General features: G+C 64.8%; 18 protein-coding genes. 6 read left to right on the forward strand and 12 right to left on the reverse strand.

The window, feature by feature from the left end; all coding sequences use genetic code 11:
- The 3 genes from F3H35_RS10690 to ispG all read left to right on the forward strand — a co-directional run.
- A partial coding sequence (locus tag F3H35_RS10690) for an aminotransferase class I/II-fold pyridoxal phosphate-dependent enzyme (RefSeq protein ID WP_149779595.1) occupies positions 1 to 213 on the forward strand: 213 nt, incomplete at its 5' end.
- Between the two features lie 112 nt (positions 214 to 325).
- Complete coding sequence (locus F3H35_RS10695) at positions 326 to 1,552, forward strand: helix-turn-helix domain-containing protein (RefSeq protein WP_149779596.1); 1,227 nt, start codon at positions 326 to 328, stop codon at positions 1,550 to 1,552.
- A gap of 94 nt (positions 1,553 to 1,646) precedes the next feature.
- Positions 1,647 to 2,786 carry a flavodoxin-dependent (E)-4-hydroxy-3-methylbut-2-enyl-diphosphate synthase gene (gene ispG, locus F3H35_RS10700; protein WP_149779597.1) on the forward strand — a complete coding sequence of 380 codons (1,140 nt, stop codon included), beginning with the start codon at positions 1,647 to 1,649 and terminating at the stop codon, positions 2,784 to 2,786.
- Positions 2,787 to 2,942: 156 nt separating this feature from the next.
- Here the strand turns inward: ispG and F3H35_RS10705 are convergent, their stop codons facing one another.
- From F3H35_RS10705 to F3H35_RS10725, 5 genes are read right to left on the reverse strand one after another with little or no spacing between them, the layout of a single operon-like run.
- On the reverse strand, positions 2,943 to 4,115 hold the full coding sequence (locus tag F3H35_RS10705) for a molybdopterin molybdotransferase MoeA (protein WP_149779598.1): 1,173 nt from the start codon (positions 4,113 to 4,115) through the stop codon (positions 2,943 to 2,945).
- The gene (gene moaC / locus F3H35_RS10710) at positions 4,112 to 4,588 is read right to left on the reverse strand and encodes a cyclic pyranopterin monophosphate synthase MoaC (protein WP_149779599.1); all 477 of its coding nucleotides are present in this window, start codon (positions 4,586 to 4,588) and stop codon (positions 4,112 to 4,114) included. Before moaC ends, F3H35_RS10705 begins: the two co-directional genes overlap by 4 nt.
- A 1-nt stretch (position 4,589) precedes the next feature.
- Entirely contained in the window at positions 4,590 to 5,405 is an 816-nt protein-coding gene (gene trpC / locus F3H35_RS10715; RefSeq protein WP_149779600.1) for an indole-3-glycerol phosphate synthase TrpC, read from the reverse strand.
- The gene (gene trpD / locus F3H35_RS10720) at positions 5,402 to 6,424 is read right to left on the reverse strand and encodes an anthranilate phosphoribosyltransferase (RefSeq protein WP_149779601.1); all 1,023 of its coding nucleotides are present in this window, start codon (positions 6,422 to 6,424) and stop codon (positions 5,402 to 5,404) included. The genes trpC and trpD overlap by 4 nt, the downstream gene beginning before the upstream one ends.
- On the reverse strand, positions 6,421 to 7,002 hold the full coding sequence (locus F3H35_RS10725) for an anthranilate synthase component II (RefSeq protein WP_007813401.1): 582 nt from the start codon (positions 7,000 to 7,002) through the stop codon (positions 6,421 to 6,423). The genes trpD and F3H35_RS10725 overlap by 4 nt, the downstream gene beginning before the upstream one ends.
- Positions 7,003 to 7,126: 124 nt before the next feature.
- On the opposite strand from F3H35_RS10725, the gene F3H35_RS10730 reads away from it, so the two are divergent.
- A complete protein-coding gene (locus F3H35_RS10730; RefSeq protein ID WP_149779602.1) occupies positions 7,127 to 8,644 on the forward strand; it encodes a divergent polysaccharide deacetylase family protein in 1,518 nt (505 codons plus the stop codon).
- A 172-nt stretch (positions 8,645 to 8,816) separates the two neighbouring features.
- A complete protein-coding gene (locus tag F3H35_RS10735) occupies positions 8,817 to 9,251 on the forward strand; it encodes a hypothetical protein (protein ID WP_149779603.1) in 435 nt (144 codons plus the stop codon).
- 50 nt (positions 9,252 to 9,301) lie between these two features.
- On the opposite strand, the gene F3H35_RS10740 is transcribed toward F3H35_RS10735, so the two are convergent.
- The 7 genes from F3H35_RS10740 to fabI form a co-directional block, all read right to left on the reverse strand.
- Positions 9,302 to 9,889, reverse strand: coding sequence for a pseudouridine synthase (locus tag F3H35_RS10740; protein ID WP_149779604.1), 588 nt, complete (start codon positions 9,887 to 9,889; stop codon positions 9,302 to 9,304).
- A gap of 39 nt (positions 9,890 to 9,928) precedes the next feature.
- Positions 9,929 to 10,555 (reverse strand): rhodanese-like domain-containing protein, encoded by a 627-nt coding sequence (locus F3H35_RS10745; protein WP_149779605.1) that lies wholly within the window; start codon positions 10,553 to 10,555, stop codon positions 9,929 to 9,931.
- A gap of 92 nt (positions 10,556 to 10,647) precedes the next feature.
- Entirely contained in the window at positions 10,648 to 12,162 is a 1,515-nt protein-coding gene (gene trpE / locus F3H35_RS10750; RefSeq protein WP_149779606.1) for an anthranilate synthase component I, read from the reverse strand.
- Between the two features lie 12 nt (positions 12,163 to 12,174).
- Entirely contained in the window at positions 12,175 to 14,016 is a 1,842-nt protein-coding gene (locus tag F3H35_RS10755) for a peptidyl-prolyl cis-trans isomerase (RefSeq protein WP_149779607.1), read from the reverse strand.
- Between the two features lie 45 nt (positions 14,017 to 14,061).
- Complete coding sequence (locus F3H35_RS10760; RefSeq protein WP_188129958.1) at positions 14,062 to 15,264, reverse strand: aminotransferase; 1,203 nt, start codon at positions 15,262 to 15,264, stop codon at positions 14,062 to 14,064.
- A gap of 22 nt (positions 15,265 to 15,286) precedes the next feature.
- On the reverse strand, positions 15,287 to 15,787 hold the full coding sequence (gpt, locus tag F3H35_RS10765; RefSeq protein ID WP_007813387.1) for a xanthine phosphoribosyltransferase: 501 nt from the start codon (positions 15,785 to 15,787) through the stop codon (positions 15,287 to 15,289).
- An 82-nt stretch (positions 15,788 to 15,869) separates the two neighbouring features.
- Positions 15,870 to 16,676, reverse strand: coding sequence for an enoyl-ACP reductase FabI (gene fabI / locus F3H35_RS10770; protein ID WP_149779609.1), 807 nt, complete (start codon positions 16,674 to 16,676; stop codon positions 15,870 to 15,872).
- Positions 16,677 to 16,846: 170 nt separating this feature from the next.
- Here fabI and pdxH point away from each other — a divergent pair, with 170 nt between their 5' ends.
- Complete coding sequence (pdxH, locus tag F3H35_RS10775) at positions 16,847 to 17,452, forward strand: pyridoxamine 5'-phosphate oxidase (RefSeq protein ID WP_149779610.1); 606 nt, start codon at positions 16,847 to 16,849, stop codon at positions 17,450 to 17,452.
- The last annotated feature ends 82 nt before the right edge of the window (positions 17,453 to 17,534 follow it).

Raw genomic sequence — 17,534 nt, forward strand, 5'->3', positions numbered from 1 at the left:
CCGGTGCATACCAAGAAGCTGAGCGACATGCTGCTCGAGGGCTATGGCATCTATGTCCAGCCGATCAACTTCCCCACCGTGCCGCGCGGCACCGAACGTCTGCGCTTCACCCCCTCACCGGTCCACGGCCCGCGCGAAATGGATGCGCTCGTGGGCGCCATGGACGCCCTCTGGAGCCACTGCGCGCTGAATCGTGCCGAAATGGCGGGCTAAAGCCTGCGCAGGTGCAATACCCCTTGTAATGTGCTAGTAACGATTGAAGAAAAGCGGGGCATCCGAATCGGGACATTCGGCTGCAACCCATACGGTACGAGGGGCAGGGCACATGATAGGTCGCCGGTTTTCACGCAGGACCGCACAGGAAGAGGCTGAGCCCAGAGGGTTCGACGATTTCGATATCCGACTCGGCGACCTGATGCGCGGCGAGCGCGCGACCCTTGGAAAATCACTGCTCGATGTGGAACGCGAATTGCGGATCAAGGCGGCCTATGTGGCCGCAATCGAGAATGCCGATCCCGATGCCTTCGACACGCCCGGTTTCATCCCGGGCTATGTCCGGTCCTATGCACGCTATCTTGGCATGGACCCGGACCGCGCTTTTGACGCCTTCTGCAAGGAAAGCAAATTCTCCATCGCGCATGGCATGTCCGCCGAAGCCTCGTCGATCCGCAAGCAGAAATCGAGCTTCAAGACCGCAGCCCCGAACCGCAGGTCGGACCCCCTGATGTCGCCGGGCACGCCCTTCGCGCCCGCCTCCGAGGGAATTCTGGCGCGCGTGGAACCCGGTGCGATCGGGTCGGTCATGGTGCTGGTCGCGCTCATCAGTGCGATCGGATATGGCGGTTGGGCCGTGCTGAACGAGGTGCAGCGCGTGCAATTCGCTCCGGTCGAGAACACGCCCGACGTGCTGGCCGATCTTGACCCGCTCGAGGGTGCGATCACCCCGGCCCCCGATGGCGACAGCGATCCGGTCCGGACCGCTGGTGGTTTCCTGCCGCCCGAGAGCGACAGCATCGACCGGCTCTACCGGCCCGAGGCGCTGGATGTGCCTGTCATGGTGGCGCGCGACGCCCCGATCTCGACGCTGGATCCGGCGCAGGTGGGCACGCTGCGCCCCGAATTGCCGCAAACCGACCGCTCGAGCAGCTTTGCTGTCGCGGGCAATCAGCCAGGCGCGGTTCCTGGCACGCCGCAAGTGGTGGAAGATCCTCTGCCCGGCGTGCGCGTCGTGGCGGTGCGCCCGGCATGGGTGCGGGTGCGCGCGGGCGATGGCAGCGTGATCTTCGAAGGCGTGATGAACGCCGGCGACACCTATGACGTGCCCACCACCGAAGAGCCGCCGACGATCCGCGTGGGCGAATCCGGCGCGGTCTATTTCACGGTGAACGGCCAGCACTACGGCCCGGCCGGCGAGAGTGGCTCCGTCACCTCGGGGCTTGCGCTCGATGCTCAGGCGCTCACGGCGGCCTATGAGGTGGCGGACCTGACCCAGGACGAGGATCTTCTGCGCTACGTGGCCGAACTGCAGCCGGCGGTGGCCCCGCAGCAGTGATCGCAGCCAGTGATTGCAGCGGGGCGCTTTGGCGCTTATCCTGCGGCTGTCACCAATCCACCCGCTCCGACGCGAACACCCCGGGGAACATGCGATGTCGCTGAACCATATCCGCCCTTGGCGCAATATCTACCGCCGCAAAAGCCGCCAGATCATGGTCGGCAGCGTCCCGGTGGGGGGCGATGCGCCGATCAGCGTGCAGACCATGACCAACACGGCCACCACCGATGTCGCGGCAACCGTGGCGCAGGTGCAGGCCGCCGCCGATGCAGGGGCCGATATCGTGCGCATCTCGGTGCCCGACGAGGCGAGCGCCAAGGCTCTGAAAGAGATCGTCGCCGAAAGCCCGGTGCCGATCGTGGCCGACATCCATTTCCACTACAAGCGCGGGATCGAGGCCGCCGAGGCGGGGGCGGCCTGTCTGCGGATCAACCCCGGCAATATCGGTTCCGAGGACCGGGTGCGCGAGGTCATCGCCGCCGCGCGCGATCACGGCTGTTCGATGCGGATCGGCGTCAACGCGGGCAGTCTTGAAAAGCACCTTTTGGAAAAATACGGCGAGCCGTGCCCCGAGGCGATGGTTGAATCTGGTCTCGAGCATATCCGCATCCTGCAGGACAATGACTTTCACGAGTTCAAGATCAGCGTGAAGGCCAGCGACGTGTTCCTTGCCGCGGCCGCCTATCAGGGCATCGCCGACGCCACCGACGCGCCCATTCACCTCGGGATAACCGAGGCGGGTGGGCTGACCAGCGGCACGATCAAATCGGCGATCGGGCTTGGCAATCTCTTGTGGATGGGCATCGGCGACACGATCCGCGTGAGCCTCAGCGCCGATCCGGTGGAAGAGGTCAAGGTCGGCTATGAGATCCTCAAATCGCTCGGTCTGCGGCACCGGGGCGTCAATATCATCTCCTGCCCAAGCTGTGCGCGGCAGGGCTTTGACGTGATCCGCACGGTCGAGGCGCTGGAGGCGCGGCTGGAGCATATCAAGACCCCGATGAGCCTGTCGATCATCGGCTGCGTCGTGAACGGCCCCGGTGAGGCGCTGATGACCGATGTGGGCTTTACCGGGGGCGGTGCCGGCAGCGGCATGGTCTATCTTGCGGGCAAGGCCAGCCACAAGATGTCTAATGACCAGATGATCGAGCATATCGTCGAACAGGTCGAAAAGCGCGCCGCCGAGATCGAGGCCGAAACAGCCGAAGAGGCCGATCGCCCGGCCGCGGAATAAAGCGTTCCGCCTTTACCCTGAGGGATCAGCCAAAGGCGGAACCTGTCCCACGATTGAACGAAGCACCGTGTTGCGCGACACTCCGTAGGTCAGGTTTTTCGCGACACGCTTCAGGCTCGGATCGGGCTGCGCGAGGGTGGCGCGGCCCTCTTGCTGTCACAGCGGCAGGTACTCGATCAGGTCCCCGGCCTTGCGCGGGGCATCGTCCACGGGGCGGATCATCAGCGCATTGGCTCCAGCCAGCACCGAAAGAAGCGAGCTGTCCTGCCGGGTGTCCGGCGCGATCACTCCGTCGTCGAGCCGCGCGCGCATGTAATGCTCGCGCGGGCCGCCCTGGGGCAGGTCATGGGCAAGACGCGCCGTCAGGAGCGGCGCGCGCTCGGCCCCAAGGCCCAGCATGGCGCGGATCATCGGCGCCACGAACACCTTGCCGCAGACCATCGCCGAGACCGGGTTGCCCGGCAGGCCGATCATGGCAGCCTCACCCATCCGGCCCGCCATCAGGGGCTTGCCCGGGCGCATCCGCACCTTGTAGAACGCGCGCTCCATCCCAAGCTCGGCGGCGACATCGCCCACCAGATCATGATCGCCCACCGACGCGCCGCCGATGGTGATGACCAGATCGGACCCGGTGGCAAGATCGAACGCCGCGATCAGCGAGGCGCGGGTGTCGCGGGCAATGGGCAGGATGCGCGCCTCGGCGCCGATCCCGTCCAGCATCGCCTTGAGCCCGAACGTGTTCGACGCGATGATCTGGTCGGGGCCGGGCTTGTCACCGGGCATCACCAGCTCGTCCCCGGTCGAAATCAGCGCCACACGCGGCTTGCGCCGCACGGTCACGGCGGGAATGTTCATCGACGCCAGCAAGGCGATATCGGCAGGGCCGAGGATGCGAGGGGCCTCCATCCGATCCCCGACACGGAAATCGCCACCAGCGGGGCGCACATAGGCGTTGTCGTCAAGCGCATCGGCCAGGGTGATGCTGTCGCCGTCGCGGATCACATCCTCCTGGATCACCACGCGATCCGTGCCGGCGGGCACCGGCGCGCCGGTGAAGATGCGCACCGCCTGATCCTTGCCGACCTCCCCGCCAAAGCCATGGCCTGCGGCGGCCTCTCCTATGACGGTGAAACGGGCACCGGGGCGCACGGCATCCGACGCCACCGCATAGCCATCCATGGCCGAGGCCGCAAAGGGCGGCTGATCGCGCCGCGCTACCGCATCGGCGGACATGACGCGGCCCGATGCCTGCTGCAGCGGCACCTCTTCGGTGTCCAGTGGCGCCACAAGCGAGAACAGATGCGCCAGCGCCTCGTCGACGGAGATCATCGCGCCTCGAAGCGGCCCGATTTGCCGCCATCCTTCAGAATAACCCGGATGCCGCCGATCTCCATCGCCTTGTCCACCGCCTTGACCATGTCATAGACGGTCAGCGCCGCGGTCGAGACGCCGGTCAGCGCCTCCATCTCGACGCCGGTCTGACCCGTGGTCTTGACCGTGGCCTCGATTCGCACACCGGGCAGATCGGGATCGAGCGTCAACTCGACCGCCACCTTGGTGATCGGCAGCGGGTGGCAGAGCGGGATCAACTCGGGCGTCTTCTTGGCGCCCATGATGCCCGCCAGCCGTGCGACCGACAGGACATCGCCCTTCTTTGCGCGACCTTCTGAAACGATATCAAAGGTTTGCGCGGCCATCTTCACGTAACCTGCGGCTACGGCAATCCGCGAGGTGACCGCCTTGTCCGAGACATCGACCATATGCGCATCGCCCTTGCCGTCGAAATGCGTGAGGCCCGTCATGCTACATCCCCCCCGGCGTCAGCGGATTGGCAAGGATCGCGCGGGTCGCGGCCTCGACATCGTCCTCGCGCATCAGCGATTCACCGATCAAAAAGGCGCGCGCGCCGTATTTCGCCATCTCGGCAAGGTCCGATGGCGTGGAAAGCCCGCTTTCACAGACGATCATCCGGCCTTCGGGCACAAACTTGGCCAGGCTGCGCGTGGTGTCGAGCGTGGTCTCGAAGGTGTTGAGGTTGCGGTTGTTGATGCCGATCATCGTGGATTTCAGATATGCCGCGCGGTCCAGTTCGGCCCGGTCATGCACCTCGATCAGGGCGTCCATGCCCCAGTCTTTTGCCGCGGCCTCAAGCTCGGCGGCCTGGGCGTCACTGACCGACGCCATGATGATCAGGATGCAGTCCGCACCCCAGGCGCGGGCCTCGACGACCTGATAGGGGTCATACATGAAATCCTTGCGCAGCACCGGCAGATCGCAGGCAGCGCGCGCCTGCCGAAGATACTCGGGCGCGCCCTGAAAGCTGGGCGTATCGGTCAGCACCGACAGACAGGCCGCGCCACCGGCCGCATAGGCCCGCGCCAGCTCGGGCGGGTCGAACTCGGGGCGGATCAACCCCTTGGACGGGCTGGCCTTCTTGATTTCGGCAATCAGCCCATAGCCCTGTTTCGAGGCCTGCAGCAGCGCAGTGGCGAAGGGGCGCACGGCGCTGGCCTCTTTCGCGGCGGCCTCGATCTCTTCAAGCGGTCGCGCGGCCTTGGCCTCGGCGATTTCGTCGAGCTTGTAGGCCTTGATCTTTTCGAGAATGGTTGGGGTCGTCATGTCGCCTCCGATGTCACTTTGGCGAGGGCCTCGATCTTGCCGCGCGCGGCCCCGCAATCGATGCTTTCGGCGGCCTGTGCAACCCCTTCATGGGGATCGCCTGCATGGCCCGCCACCACGAGGGCAGCCGCCGCATTGAGCAGCACCGCATCGCGATACGCGCCATGCTGGCCGTCCAGCAGCGCGCGGAAGGCTGCCGCGTTATGCTCGGGCGTACCGCCGAGAATGTCCTCGAACGGATGCACCGGCAGGCCGAACGCTTCGGGATGCAGTTCGGTGTCGGTCACAGCGCCGGTCTCGTCGAGTTGGGCGACCCATGTGACGCCGGAAATCGACATCTCGTCGGTGCCGTCAGCCCCATGCACGAGCCAGGCGCGTTCCGATCCAAGCTGTCCGAGCGTCTCGGCCATGGGCCGGATCAGATCGCGCGAGAACGCGCCGGTCAATTGCCGCTTCACCCCCGCCGGGTTGGTCAGCGGTCCCAGGATGTTGAAGATGGTCCTTGTTCCCAATTCGGCCCGCACAGGGCCGACATGGGCCATCGCGGGGTGATGCATCGGCGCCATCATGAAGGCGATCCCCACCTCGCGCAGCGCGCGCTCCACCGTCTCGACGCCGACCATCACGTTGATGCCCATCTGCGTCAGCGCATCGGCCGCCCCGGATTTGGAACTCAGGTTGCGGTTGCCGTGCTTGGCCACCGGCACCCCTGCGCCCGCCACCACGAAGGCGGTCGCGGTCGAGATGTTGAGCGTGCCCTTGCCATCGCCCCCGGTGCCGACGATGTCCATCGCGCCTGCAGGGGCGGTGACCTTGTTGCACTTGGCGCGCATCACGGCGGCGGCTGCGGCGTATTCGTCCACCGTCTCGCCCCGCGTGCGCAGCGCCATCAGAAACCCGCCCATCTGCGCCGGGGTGGCCTCGCCCTCGAACAGGCAGGTGAACGCCTCTTCGGCCTCGGCGCGGGTCAGGGCGCGCTCGGCGGCAGTACCGATCAGCGGCTTGAGACGGTCGCTCATGCCGGCACCTTCATCAGATCGAGGAAATTCTTCAGAAGCGCATGACCATGCTGCGAGGCAATCGATTCGGGGTGGAACTGTACGCCATGGATCGGCAAGTCGCGGTGCTGCAGGCCCATGATCGTGCCATCCTCCAGCTCGGCGGTGATCTGCAGCACATCGGGGCAGCTGTCGCGCTCGACCACCAGCGAATGATAGCGCGTCGCCTCGAAGGGCGAGGGCAGGCCGGCAAACACGCCCTGACCGTGATGATGCATCTGGCCCATCTTGCCATGCACGATCTCGGAATGGCGCACCACCTTGCCGCCAAAGGCCTGTCCGATGGTCTGATGGCCAAGGCACACCCCCAGAAGCGGCGTGCGCGTCTCGGCGGCGGCTTGCGTCAGCGCAAGGCAGATGCCCGCCTGATCGGGATCGCACGGGCCGGGCGAGAGCAGGATGCCCGCCGGGTTCATGCCCATCGCCTCCTGCACGTCCAGCGCATCATTGCGCCGCACGACGACATCGGCACCAAGTTCGCCGACATAATGCACAAGGTTGTAGGTGAAACTGTCGTAGTTATCGATCAAGAGCAGCATTTTGCCTGTCCTCGCGGCATTGGGGTCTGGAGGCGCGGGTCGCGGTCGGGCTATACATGTTCAGGGTTGCGCGGCACCGTCAAGGGGCGCATAGGTGAGAAAAACCTGTAACAGGGGGCATTCAGTGGCACGCGGGGCGTTTTCGGGCTTTCTTGTGGGGACGGTTCTATCGGGTCTGGCTGTGGGCACCGTATCGGTTCTCAGTTTTCCGCCGGCATCCGCACCGCCCGATGCGGCGGCGCTGGACATGCCTGCAGGGTCCGAATTCAACCAGTCGCGAGAAGACCGGCAGGCCGAATTGCCGACGGTCGAAGAGCCGCCGGCGCCCGATGCCGCCCCCAAGGCCCCGCCGCCCGAACCGGATGATCTGGCCTCGCTCGAAGGGGCGGACACACGCCCCGCCGCTCAGCCCAACGCCGTAACCGCAGACAAGAGCCTTGCGCCGCCCGCCACCGGAGACTCTGCCTCGGGGGTCGCGGTGGAAAGCGAAAGCCCGGTGCTGCCCAGTCCGCAATCCATGGCGCCCGAAGCCCCTCCGAGCGAGGGGGCGCTGTCGATCTCGACCGAGCCTGCGCAACCCGCGCCGCCCGAGATCGAAGACAATAGCGGCGTGTTCCCCGGCGTCGGCACATCCCCTGCGGAGGCGCCAGCAGATGCCGCGCCCGAGCCTGAGACCGCCGCGCCTGAGACCGCCGCGCCCGAGCCAGCCGCGCCCGAGCCAGCCGAACCGGAAACACCCGCGCCCGAACCTGCTGTGCCCGAGACCGCGCAGACGGAACAGCCCGCGCCACGGACCATCGGCACTGGCGAACCTTCGGGCACGATCGACAATCTGGCGCAGGGCGTGACGACCGATCGTCTGCCCTCGCTGCGGGAAACCCCGGAAGAGCCCGCGCCGGATGCCGAGCAGGAGGCCGGGCAGGGTGCCGACAGCGCCCAGACCCCCGAGACAGCCGACGACACGTCCCGTCCCGCGATCGAGCGTTTCGCGGTGGAGTTCGCCAATCCCGACAACAAGCCGATCATGTCCATCGTTCTGATCGACGATGGCAGCAGCCCGATCGGCCCGGATGCGGTTCTGGATTTCCCCTACCCGATCAGCATGGCGGTCGATGCGTCCTGGCCCGGCGCGCTGCAGCGCTCAGGCGCCTATCGCGCGGCCGGATTCGAGGTTCTGGCCATCGCCGATCTGCCCGATGGCGCCAGTGCCACCGATACGGAGGTGGCGATGGAGGCGTTTCTCAAGGCTGTGCCCGAAGCGGTGGCCGTGATGGAAGCGCCCGGTGACGCGTTGCAGGCCAATCGTGACGCCAGCGAACAGATGGCGGCGATCCTGTTGGAAACCGGGCATGGTCTGGTGATGTTCCCCGATGGGCTCGACACCGCGCAAAAGCTGGCGGCGAAAGCCGGCGTGCCCTCGGCCACGGTGTTTCGGGATTTCGACAGCGCCGGGCAGGATGACGCGGCGATCCGGCGTTTTCTCGATCAGGCGGCCTTCCGCGCCGGTCAGGAAGAGGTGGGGGTGATCATGGTGGGCCGCTTGCGCCCCGACACGATCAGCGCCTTGCTTTTGTGGGGCTTGCAGGACCGTGCCAGCCGGGTGGCGCTTGCGCCGGTATCGGCTCTATTGACGGGGCAATGATCCTTTGAGGCCAAAAACAAAACTGTCACTGGACGGGCCGGGATTAGTCTGGTTCCCTAAAGCGGCACGATCCGTGCGCCGGTGAATGAGTTTTGGAAAGGTCTTGGTCATGAAAATCTGTATCACAGCCGCATTTGGGCTTCTCTTGTCCGCAGGAGTTGCTTCGGCTGAAATGTCCGCGCAGCTGATGGGCGGATGGACTGGCGGCAAGATCCCCGCAGGACAGCATTGCCAGCTTCAGGGCGGCAAGGGGGGCACACCGCCGATGCGCGTCTCGGGCGTGCCGGCAGGGGCCACATGGATCGTCGCGCAATTCAACGACAAGAGTTATCAGCCACTGTCGCGCAATGGCGGGCATGGGACCATCGCCTTTCCGGTGCGCGGTGCCGTGACCGATCTGCCGGCGGTGCCCGGCATGACCAAGACCCTGCCGGGCGGCGCGCAGGTGATGGCGGCTGCGAAATCGACCGGAGCCTACGCCAGCCCCGGCTATTTGCCGCCCTGTTCGGGGGGGCGCAACAATCGCTATTCGGTGGACCTCAAGGCGGTGGACAAAGCGGGCAAGGTTCTCGCCGAGATCAAGGATTTCACCATCGGACGGTATTGATCCTCGGCGCCGATACCGCACCGACGGAATACCGACGCGATACCGACGTGTTACCGACCCCGGTTTTTGATCGGTTTGCCGGGGGTCTCGGGCGGCGCGTCGCGCCATGCGCCGGGCGCCAGCCCGTCAAGTGACCAAGCCCCGATCCGCCAGCGCACCAGCCTGAGCGTGGGGTGCCCCACATGCGCCGTCATGCGCCGCACCTGCCGGTTGCGGCCCTCGGATATGGTGATGCTGAGCCAGCAATCGGGCACCGATTTGCGAAAGCGGACGGGGGGATCGCGCTCCCACAGATCGGGGGGCGCGATACGGCTGACACGGGCCGGGCGCGTCGGCCCGTCCTTGAGGGTGACGCCCTGGCACAGCGCCTCGATGGCGGCGTCGTCCGGGATGCGCTCGACCTGCACAAGATAGGTTTTTTCCGTTTTGAAACGTGGGCTTGCGATGCGTTCTTGAAGCTTCCCGTCATCGGTCAGAAGCAACAGCCCCTCGCTGTCGCGATCCAGCCGTCCGGCGGGGTAGACCCCCGGCAGATCGATGTGATCCGACAGCGTCGCCCGCTTGCTGTCGGCCATGCCCTTGTCGGTGAATTGCGACAGGACACCGTAGGGTTTGTTGAACAGGATCAGCCGTGCCATGACGCCCTCATGCCCGAGCGCGCCATGGCTGGCAAGCGATCAGTTGGTGGCAGCACCTTGCGGCATCAGGTCGGCGCGGATCTTGTAGGTCCAGTCTCCGCCGGCATTTTTCCAGCCATTGACGCTGCGCGCCCCGCTCTCGGCCTTGTCGCCCTCGAACCCGTCGACCACCGTATAAAGCGGCGCGGTCACCCCGGCCTCGACCAGCGCATCGACAGCCGCCGCGCTGCGCGATCCCGACCGGCACATGATGAGCACCGCCGCCGGGTCCTTGTCTGCAAGAAAGGCCTTCATTTGCGGGACGAAATCGGGGTTGTCCATCATTCCGAAGATTTGCTTTTTCGCATTGTAGGGATGGTCCGGGTTCACCAGCTTGAAGGGCAGAAGGATATCCGTAGGCGTCGCATAGCCCACGAACATCGCCTCTTCGGGGCTGCGGACATCCACCAGCAGAACATCGTCGCGGGCGGCGACAGCGGCGATGGAATCGGCGGCTGTGACATAAAGCCCGGTCTTGTTGATCTTCTTTTCAGGCAGTTCTGCCACGGCAACGGAACTGGCGATGGCGGCAGCCGGGCTGTCGGCCCAAACGGGCAGGGCCGGGGTGGACAGCGCCACCGCCACTGCAAGGGCGGGAATGGTGAGGAAACGGGAAAAAACGGTCATTTGGCCTCCGATAAGATACATTCCTGGATGGGAATGTGAGGCCTGTCTAAAGGTGATCCGGCAGTGTAGCTTTGATCTGTGTCAAGCGCTGTTCAAAGATTGCCATCGCCGCTGAAGCGCGCGGCATCCGCCGCCGCCCGCCGGATGGCCCCGGATTTATGCACCGTTTCCATATATTCCGCCTCGGGGTCGCTGTCATAGACGACACCGCCACCGGCCTGAATATAAAGCTTTTCATCCTTGACCACCGCGGTGCGCAGCGCGATGCAGACATCCATATCACCTCCCGCACTGAAATAGCCCACGCCGCCGCCATAGACGCCGCGCTTTTCCGGCTCCAGCTCGTCGATGATCTGCATGGCGCGGACCTTGGGCGCGCCCGATACCGTACCTGCAGGCAACCCGGCCAGCAACGCCGACAGGGCATCCTGATCCTCGGCCAGCTCGCCCACCACGTTCGAGACGATATGCATCACGTGGCTGTAGCGTTCCATGATGAATTCTTCGGTCGGATGCACGGTGCCGATCCGTGCGACCCGGCCCACATCGTTGCGGCCCAGATCGAGCAGCATCAGGTGTTCGGCAAGTTCCTTGGGATCGGACAGAAGATCCGCCTCGTTGGCGCGGTCCTCTTCGGGGGTGGCCCCGCGGGGGCGGGTGCCTGCGATCGGGCGGACGGTGACCTCGCCATCCATCACCCGTACGAGGATTTCCGGGCTGGCGCCCACCACCTGAAAGCCGCCGAAGTTGAAATAGAACATGAAGGGCGACGGGTTGGTGCGCCGCAGCGAGCGGTAGAGCGAGAAGGGGGGCTGGCGGAATTCCTGTGTCCAGCGCTGGCTGGGGACCACCTGAAAGATATCGCCTGCGCGGATGTAGTCCTTGGCCTTCTCCACCGCCTGCTTGTAGCCCTCATGGGTGAAGTTCGACTCGGGCGCGCTTTCTTCGGCGGCCGCTTTACCCAGATCGCGGGCTTGCTGGGGCAGGGCGCGATCCAGATCGCGCACCGCATCCATCACCCGTTCGGCCGCCTGTGCATAAGCCGCGCGCGCCGATTGCCCGTCTGCCGCCCATGCGGGCGCCACGACGATCACATCGCCCTTGACGCCATCGAGCACCGCCACCACCGAGGGACGGATCATCACGGCGTCGGGCAGGCCCAGTGGATCGGGGTTCACATCCGGCAAATGCTCGACCAGCCGGATCATGTCATAGCCAAGATAACCGAAGAGCCCCGCGCTGGCCGCTGGCAGGTCCTCGGGCAGGTCGATCCGGCTTTCGGCGATCAGCGCCCGAAGATTTGTCAGAGGATCGCCCTGCTGATCCTGGAAACTGTCGGTGTCGTAGCGTGCCTGTCGGTTGATGCGGCTGGTGGTGCCATGGCATTGCCAGATCAGATCGGGTTTCATGCCGATGATCGAATAGCGCCCGCGCACCTCGCCGCCGGTCACCGATTCCAGCATGAAGGCATCGCGCGCGGCCCCCGTCAGCTTGAGCATCAACGACACGGGCGTGTCAAGATCGGCCGCAAGACGGGCATAGACCACCTGATTGCGCCCGGCTTCGAACCCCGTGGCGAATTCCTCGAAACTTGGTGTCAGCTCCACGAACCGCGCCCCTTACTGGAAAGTGCCATGTACGGCGTTGATCGCCTGCTGATCGATTTCGATCTCGGCGCGGGTCCGGATGTCGGTTGCGAGCAGCTGGTAGAAATCCTGCGCCATGCTGGAGGCGGACTGGTCGCGAAGCGCGGTCCGAAGCCGGGCCAGTTCTTCGTTGTCGGAGGAAGGCGGGCGGACGGCGTCGAGCCGCAGGATGAACACGCGCGTATTGCCTTCGATCAGGGCGACGCCGCCTTGTTCCATGCCGAAGACGGTTTCGATGAATTCACGCGGGGTATCTGGTTGAAAGCCTTGCCGCGTCAGGTTTTGCGCATCCAGAGTGTCGAGCCCCAGATCGGTAAAATCGCTGCCATTGCGGAGGCTGGCGACCAGCGGTTCGGCTTTTTCGGTCAGCGCCGCAACGGTGGCCTGCTGGCGCCAACCGGCAAGAACCGCATCGCGCACCTCGTCGAGCGGCTGGATTTCGGGTTCGACCACGCGGTCGAGGCGCATGGCGAAGATGCCGCCATCGCCAAGCTGTTCGACATCGGGAAAATCATCCTCGGTGATCGCCTGCGCGGCCTGCCGGAAGGCGTCATATGCGCCGATCCCTTCGGTCACGCCGGAATGCCAGTCGATCTGGCCCTGTTCCATGTCGGTCTCGGCGGCCAGATCCTCGATCGTGGCGCCACCGGCCAGCAGATCCGCGATGCGGTCGATGCGGCTGTCGATGACGCGGCGGGCGCGGTCGGCGGCAAGCGTGTCGCGCAGAAGCGGCTCGGCCTCTTCGAAGGTGGTTTCCTGCGCGGAAAGAATGGCGTTGACCCGGAAGAGTGCAGGCCCGAGATCGGTTTCGACCGGGCCGACCACGTCACCGGCCTGGGCTGCGAAGACAACCTCTGCGGCGGTGCCCAGATCCTCGCGGGCGACATCGCCCAGATCCACATCGACTAGATCCAGACCGCGTTGCGCCACGAGGGTTTCGAAGTCAGTGCTGCCATCGTTGATTCCGGCAATCGCGGTTTGGGCCGCGCCCATGTCCGCAAAGGCCAGACGCTCGACAAGTCGGCGCTCGGGCTGGTTGAATTCGTCTATGCGCTCTTCATAGGCGTCGCGCAGGGATTGTTCATCCACCTCGACCGTGTCGATGATCATCTCGGGCGTGAGCCACGCATAGGTGATCCGCTTGGTTTCCGGTGTCGTGAAGCTGGGCAGGTTACCTTGATGATAGCTGCGCAGGTCTTCCTCGGTCGGGGTGGGCAATCCGGTGTCGAGATCGGCGCGCTCGAGCACGGCCCAGGTGACATCGCGCTCCTCGCCCAGATAGGTCAGCAGGGTCTCGAGATAGGCGTCGGGCACGGTGACACCGGCCATAACGGCGCTTTGCACGAGGGCGCGGGCGGTTTCCGCGCGCATGTCGTCTTCGAACTCGCCTTCGGTCAGCCCGATCCGGTCCAGCGTGAAGGCATAAGCCTCGCGGTCGAAATTGCCGTCGATCCCCTGGAATGCCGGGATGCCGAGGATCTGTTGGCGCAGATTGTCGTCACCGATCGAGACGCCCAGCCGGGTCGCCTCGTGATCGAAGGAGGCGGTGGTGACAAGCTGTGCCAGCACCTGATCGGGGATGCCCATCTCGCGGGCCTGCTGGAACGAAATGGCCCCGCCACGTTCGGCTTCGCGGGCGCGGATTTCGTTCTGCAGGGCGCGGGCATAGTCATTCGTGCGGATTTCTGCGGTGCCGACGCGGGCGACAGTGCCGAATGCGCCGCCCAGATTGGTCGCGCCAAAGCCCGCCAGACCGATGATGAGCAGACCCATCAGGATCCAGACAAACGTTCTCGATATGCCCTTGGCTGCCATGCGGCCCCCTCGTGAAATGGCTTGATACTCGTGGTTTGGACCTGTCTACGCGCTGTCCGTGGCAGGGGCAAGAGGCCAGCCCAGTGACGCCAGGCGGTCGAACAGAACCCCGATACGGGGCCGATCCACATTGGCGAAGGCCACGCGCATCTGCCGCGCGCCTGCGGTGGACCCTTCGGGCTGGAACATCGTGCCGGGCAGGAGCAGAATGCCCGCCTCGCGCACGAGTTTCGGGGCCAGCTCATGTGAGGGCAGCGCGAAAGGGTGCTCCAGATAGGCGAAATACGCGCCACACCCCATCAAGCGCCACCCGGCCTCGCGCAGCTTGGGCATGTTGTCATGGATCGCGGCGCGGCGGTCCAGGATCTCGGCCCGTTCCCCCGCCAGCCATTGCGACAGGTTGCGCATCCCCCAAAGCGCCGCGATCTGGCCCAACTGGTTGGGGCAGATGGTGGCTGCATCGAGGAATTTCTCGACCTCGGCCAGTCGTGCAGCGCCGGTGACCATCGCGCCGACCCGGTGTCCGGTCAGCCGGTAGGCCTTGGAAAAGGAATAGAGATGGATCAGCGTGTCGCCCCAGTCGGGATCGGCAAACAGATCATGCGGCGCACCGGGGCGCGCATCGAAATCGCGGTAGGTTTCGTCGATGATGAGCGCGATGCCGCGCGATCGGGCCAGATTGAAGAAGGCGCGCACCAGATCGGCGGGATATTCCACGCCGCCGGGATTGTTCGGTGTGACCAGCACGATGGCGCGGGTGCGATCGGTGATCAGATGCGCGGCCTCGTCGGGATCGGGCAGCAGTTCGGCATCGGTGGCCAGCGGGACCGTCCGCACGCCGCTGATATCCAGCCACATCTTGTGATTGAAGTACCATGGCGTCGGCAGGATCACTTCGTCGCCATCGGTGCAGAGCGTCGCGATGCTGGCGCAGAACGCCTCATTGCACCCCGAGGTGATTGCGACCTGTCGCGAGCTGACATCGCCGCCATAGGTGGCGGACCACTGCGCGGCCAGTTCGGCGCGCAACTCGGGATTGCCCAGAACCGGCCCGTAAAGATGCGCCTGAGGGTCTGACATCGCGGCTTCGGCAATCACCTGGCGCAAGGCTTCGGGGGGCACATCCACGGGTGCGGCCTGACTGACATTGATCAGCGGACGATCCTCGGGGAATGTGACGCCGTCCAGCCAACGGCGCGCTTCCATCACCGGAGGGGCAAAGGTGGTAGCGGTACGGGGCAGGCGCATCATCCGGGTCTCCGATAGGGGGTCAGGCGCCGCGATAGGGCTCAACGTATTGAAGGGCCATGTCCCAGGGGAAGAAGATCCAGGTGTCCTGGCTGACTTCGGTCACGAAGGTATCGACCATGTCGCGCCCCATGGGTTTGGCATAGACGGTCGCCACATGGGCCTTGGGCATCCGCTCGCGCACCACCTTGAGGGTGCGCCCGGTATCGACCAGATCATCGACGATCAGCACGCCCTCACCGTCGCCGACAAGATCCATGTCGGGCGATTTGATGACTTGGGCTTCGGACTGGGTCTGATGGTTGTAGGATTTCACGCTGATCGTATCGACGGTGCGAATGTCCAGCTCACGGGCGACGATCATCGCCGGGGCCATGCCGCCGCGGGTGATGGCGATCACGGCGCGCCATTCCCCGCCCGCCGGTGCGACATCCTGCAGCCGCCACGCCAGTGCGCGGGCATCACGGTGCAATTGATCCCAGCTGACGTGGAAGCCTTTTTCATGGGGCAGGCGGTCTGTCATGGGGTGGTCCTTGGTGTCTTGCGGCAGGGGGCGCCGTGATCCGCAGGCTGGCAAGGTCACGGCAGGCCCATGCGTGCCGGTGTCAGGTCTTGTCGATATCTGGCGCGTCCACGGCCTTCATGCCGACGACATGGTAGCCCGCGTCGACATGCAGGACTTCGCCGGTGGTGCCGCTGCCCAGATCGCTGAGCAGGTAGAGCGCGGATTTGCCCACATCCTCGATGGTCACGTTGCGCCGCAGTGGCGAGTTCAGCTCGTTCCATTTCAGGATATAGCGGAAATCGCCGATGCCGCTGGCGGCAAGCGTCTTGATCGGGCCAGCGCTGATCGCGTTGACGCGGATGCCGTCCTTGCCCAGATCCTCGGCCAGATACATCACGCTGGCCTCGAGTGCGGCCTTGGCGACGCCCATCACGTTGTAATGCGGCATCACCTGCTCGGCGCCGTAATAGGTGAGCGTCAGCATCGAGCCGCCTTCGTTCATCATCTTTTCGGCGCGCTGCGCGATGGCGGTGAAGGAATAGACCGAAATGTCCATCGTGTTCAGGAAATTGGCCCGGCTGGTATCGACATAGCGCCCGCGCAATTCGGTCTTGTCGGAAAAGCCGATGGCATGCACGACGAAATCCAGCTTGCCCCATTGGGCTTCGAGATCCGAGAAGAGCGCATCGACCGTGTCCATGTCGCCGACATCGCAGGGCAGAACGATGGATGAGCCAAGCTGTTCGGCCAAGGGGCCCACGCGCTTCTTGAGCGCCTCACCCTGATAGGAGAAGGCAAGCTCGGCGCCGGCATCGGCGCAGGCCTTGGCGATTCCCCAGGCGATGGACTTGTCGTTCGCAAGACCCATGATGAGACCGCGCTTGCCCGCCATCAGTTGATTTGACATTTCTTGCCCCCGGCCCAGCTTTCGTTCTGCTGTTCCCTTTAGGCGATCACCGATGGGGCATCAAGCGAAACGCGCCCGCGTCGCGTGCGCTCCACGACCACGCAACGCTTGCCTGAGGGTGGCCGACCCGCTAGGCGCTGCCATGAGACACGCAAATGGAAAAACAGGACATGACCGACAGAACAGGCATTTTCGCCGGGGATGATCCCTTCGTCATCGCACAGCGTTGGCTGGAAGAGGCCGAACAGAGCGAGATCAACGACCCCAATGCCGTGGCGCTGGCCACGGTGGACGCGACCGGGCTTCCCAATGTGCGCATGGTGCTGCTCAAGGAGATCAGCCCCGACAGCTTCTGGTTCTACACCAACTACAACAGCGCCAAGGGGCGCGAGCTTGAGCAATCCGGCAAGGCCGCCATGGTGCTGCACTGGAAATCCCTGCGCCGGCAGTTGCGCATTCGCGGCACCGTGACCCGCGAGGATGGGCCGGAGGCGGATGCCTATTACGCGTCGCGATCGCTCAAGAGCCGGTTGGGGGCCTGGGCCTCGCGGCAGTCCGAGCCTTTGGAATCGCGCACGGCACTGATGGCGAAGGTCGCCAAAATCACCGCGCAGAAGGGACCGAATCCCGAGCGGCCGCCGTTTTGGGGCGGTTTTCGTCTGTCACCGGTAGAAATAGAATTCTGGGCAGATGGTGCATTTCGACTGCATGACAGGTTCGTCTGGCGACGCGAACACCCTGAAAATGAATGGGAAATTCACCGTCTTAACCCTTGACATTCACGTTACGCAAAATGCAAGGCGCTGATAAAAATGGATTTTCTGCTTGAATCTCAGTGCTGATGTATCGCAAGACTCT

It is taken from the genome of Roseovarius litoreus, assembly GCF_900142765.1.
GTDB classification, from domain to species: Bacteria; Pseudomonadota; Alphaproteobacteria; order Rhodobacterales; family Rhodobacteraceae; genus Roseovarius; species Roseovarius litoreus.

What these genes read in the sequence shown, in the direction of transcription:
- trpD (WP_149779601.1), bottom strand. Translation starts at nt 6,424, where the DNA reads ATGAGCGACCGTCTCAAGCCGCTGATCGGTACTGCCGCCGAGCGCGCC.
- F3H35_RS10725 (WP_007813401.1), bottom strand. Translation starts at nt 7,002, where the DNA reads ATGCTGCTCTTGATCGATAACTACGACAGTTTCACCTACAACCTTGTG.
- F3H35_RS10735 (WP_149779603.1), top strand. Translation starts at nt 8,817, where the DNA reads ATGTCCGCGCAGCTGATGGGCGGATGGACTGGCGGCAAGATCCCCGCA.
- F3H35_RS10745 (WP_149779605.1), bottom strand. Translation starts at nt 10,555, where the DNA reads ATGACCGTTTTTTCCCGTTTCCTCACCATTCCCGCCCTTGCAGTGGCG.
- F3H35_RS10705 (WP_149779598.1), bottom strand. Translation starts at nt 4,115, where the DNA reads ATGATCTCCGTCGACGAGGCGCTGGCGCATCTGTTCTCGCTTGTGGCG.
- pdxH (WP_149779610.1), top strand. Translation starts at nt 16,847, where the DNA reads ATGACCGACAGAACAGGCATTTTCGCCGGGGATGATCCCTTCGTCATC.
- moaC (WP_149779599.1), bottom strand. Translation starts at nt 4,588, where the DNA reads ATGACGGGCCTCACGCATTTCGACGGCAAGGGCGATGCGCATATGGTC.
- F3H35_RS10755 (WP_149779607.1), bottom strand. Translation starts at nt 14,016, where the DNA reads ATGGCAGCCAAGGGCATATCGAGAACGTTTGTCTGGATCCTGATGGGT.
- F3H35_RS10760 (WP_188129958.1), bottom strand. Translation starts at nt 15,264, where the DNA reads ATGCGCCTGCCCCGTACCGCTACCACCTTTGCCCCTCCGGTGATGGAA.
- trpC (WP_149779600.1), bottom strand. Translation starts at nt 5,405, where the DNA reads ATGACGACCCCAACCATTCTCGAAAAGATCAAGGCCTACAAGCTCGAC.
- ispG (WP_149779597.1), top strand. Translation starts at nt 1,647, where the DNA reads ATGTCGCTGAACCATATCCGCCCTTGGCGCAATATCTACCGCCGCAAA.
- gpt (WP_007813387.1), bottom strand. Translation starts at nt 15,787, where the DNA reads ATGACAGACCGCCTGCCCCATGAAAAAGGCTTCCACGTCAGCTGGGAT.
- F3H35_RS10695 (WP_149779596.1), top strand. Translation starts at nt 326, where the DNA reads ATGATAGGTCGCCGGTTTTCACGCAGGACCGCACAGGAAGAGGCTGAG.
- F3H35_RS10740 (WP_149779604.1), bottom strand. Translation starts at nt 9,889, where the DNA reads ATGGCACGGCTGATCCTGTTCAACAAACCCTACGGTGTCCTGTCGCAA.
- fabI (WP_149779609.1), bottom strand. Translation starts at nt 16,676, where the DNA reads ATGTCAAATCAACTGATGGCGGGCAAGCGCGGTCTCATCATGGGTCTT.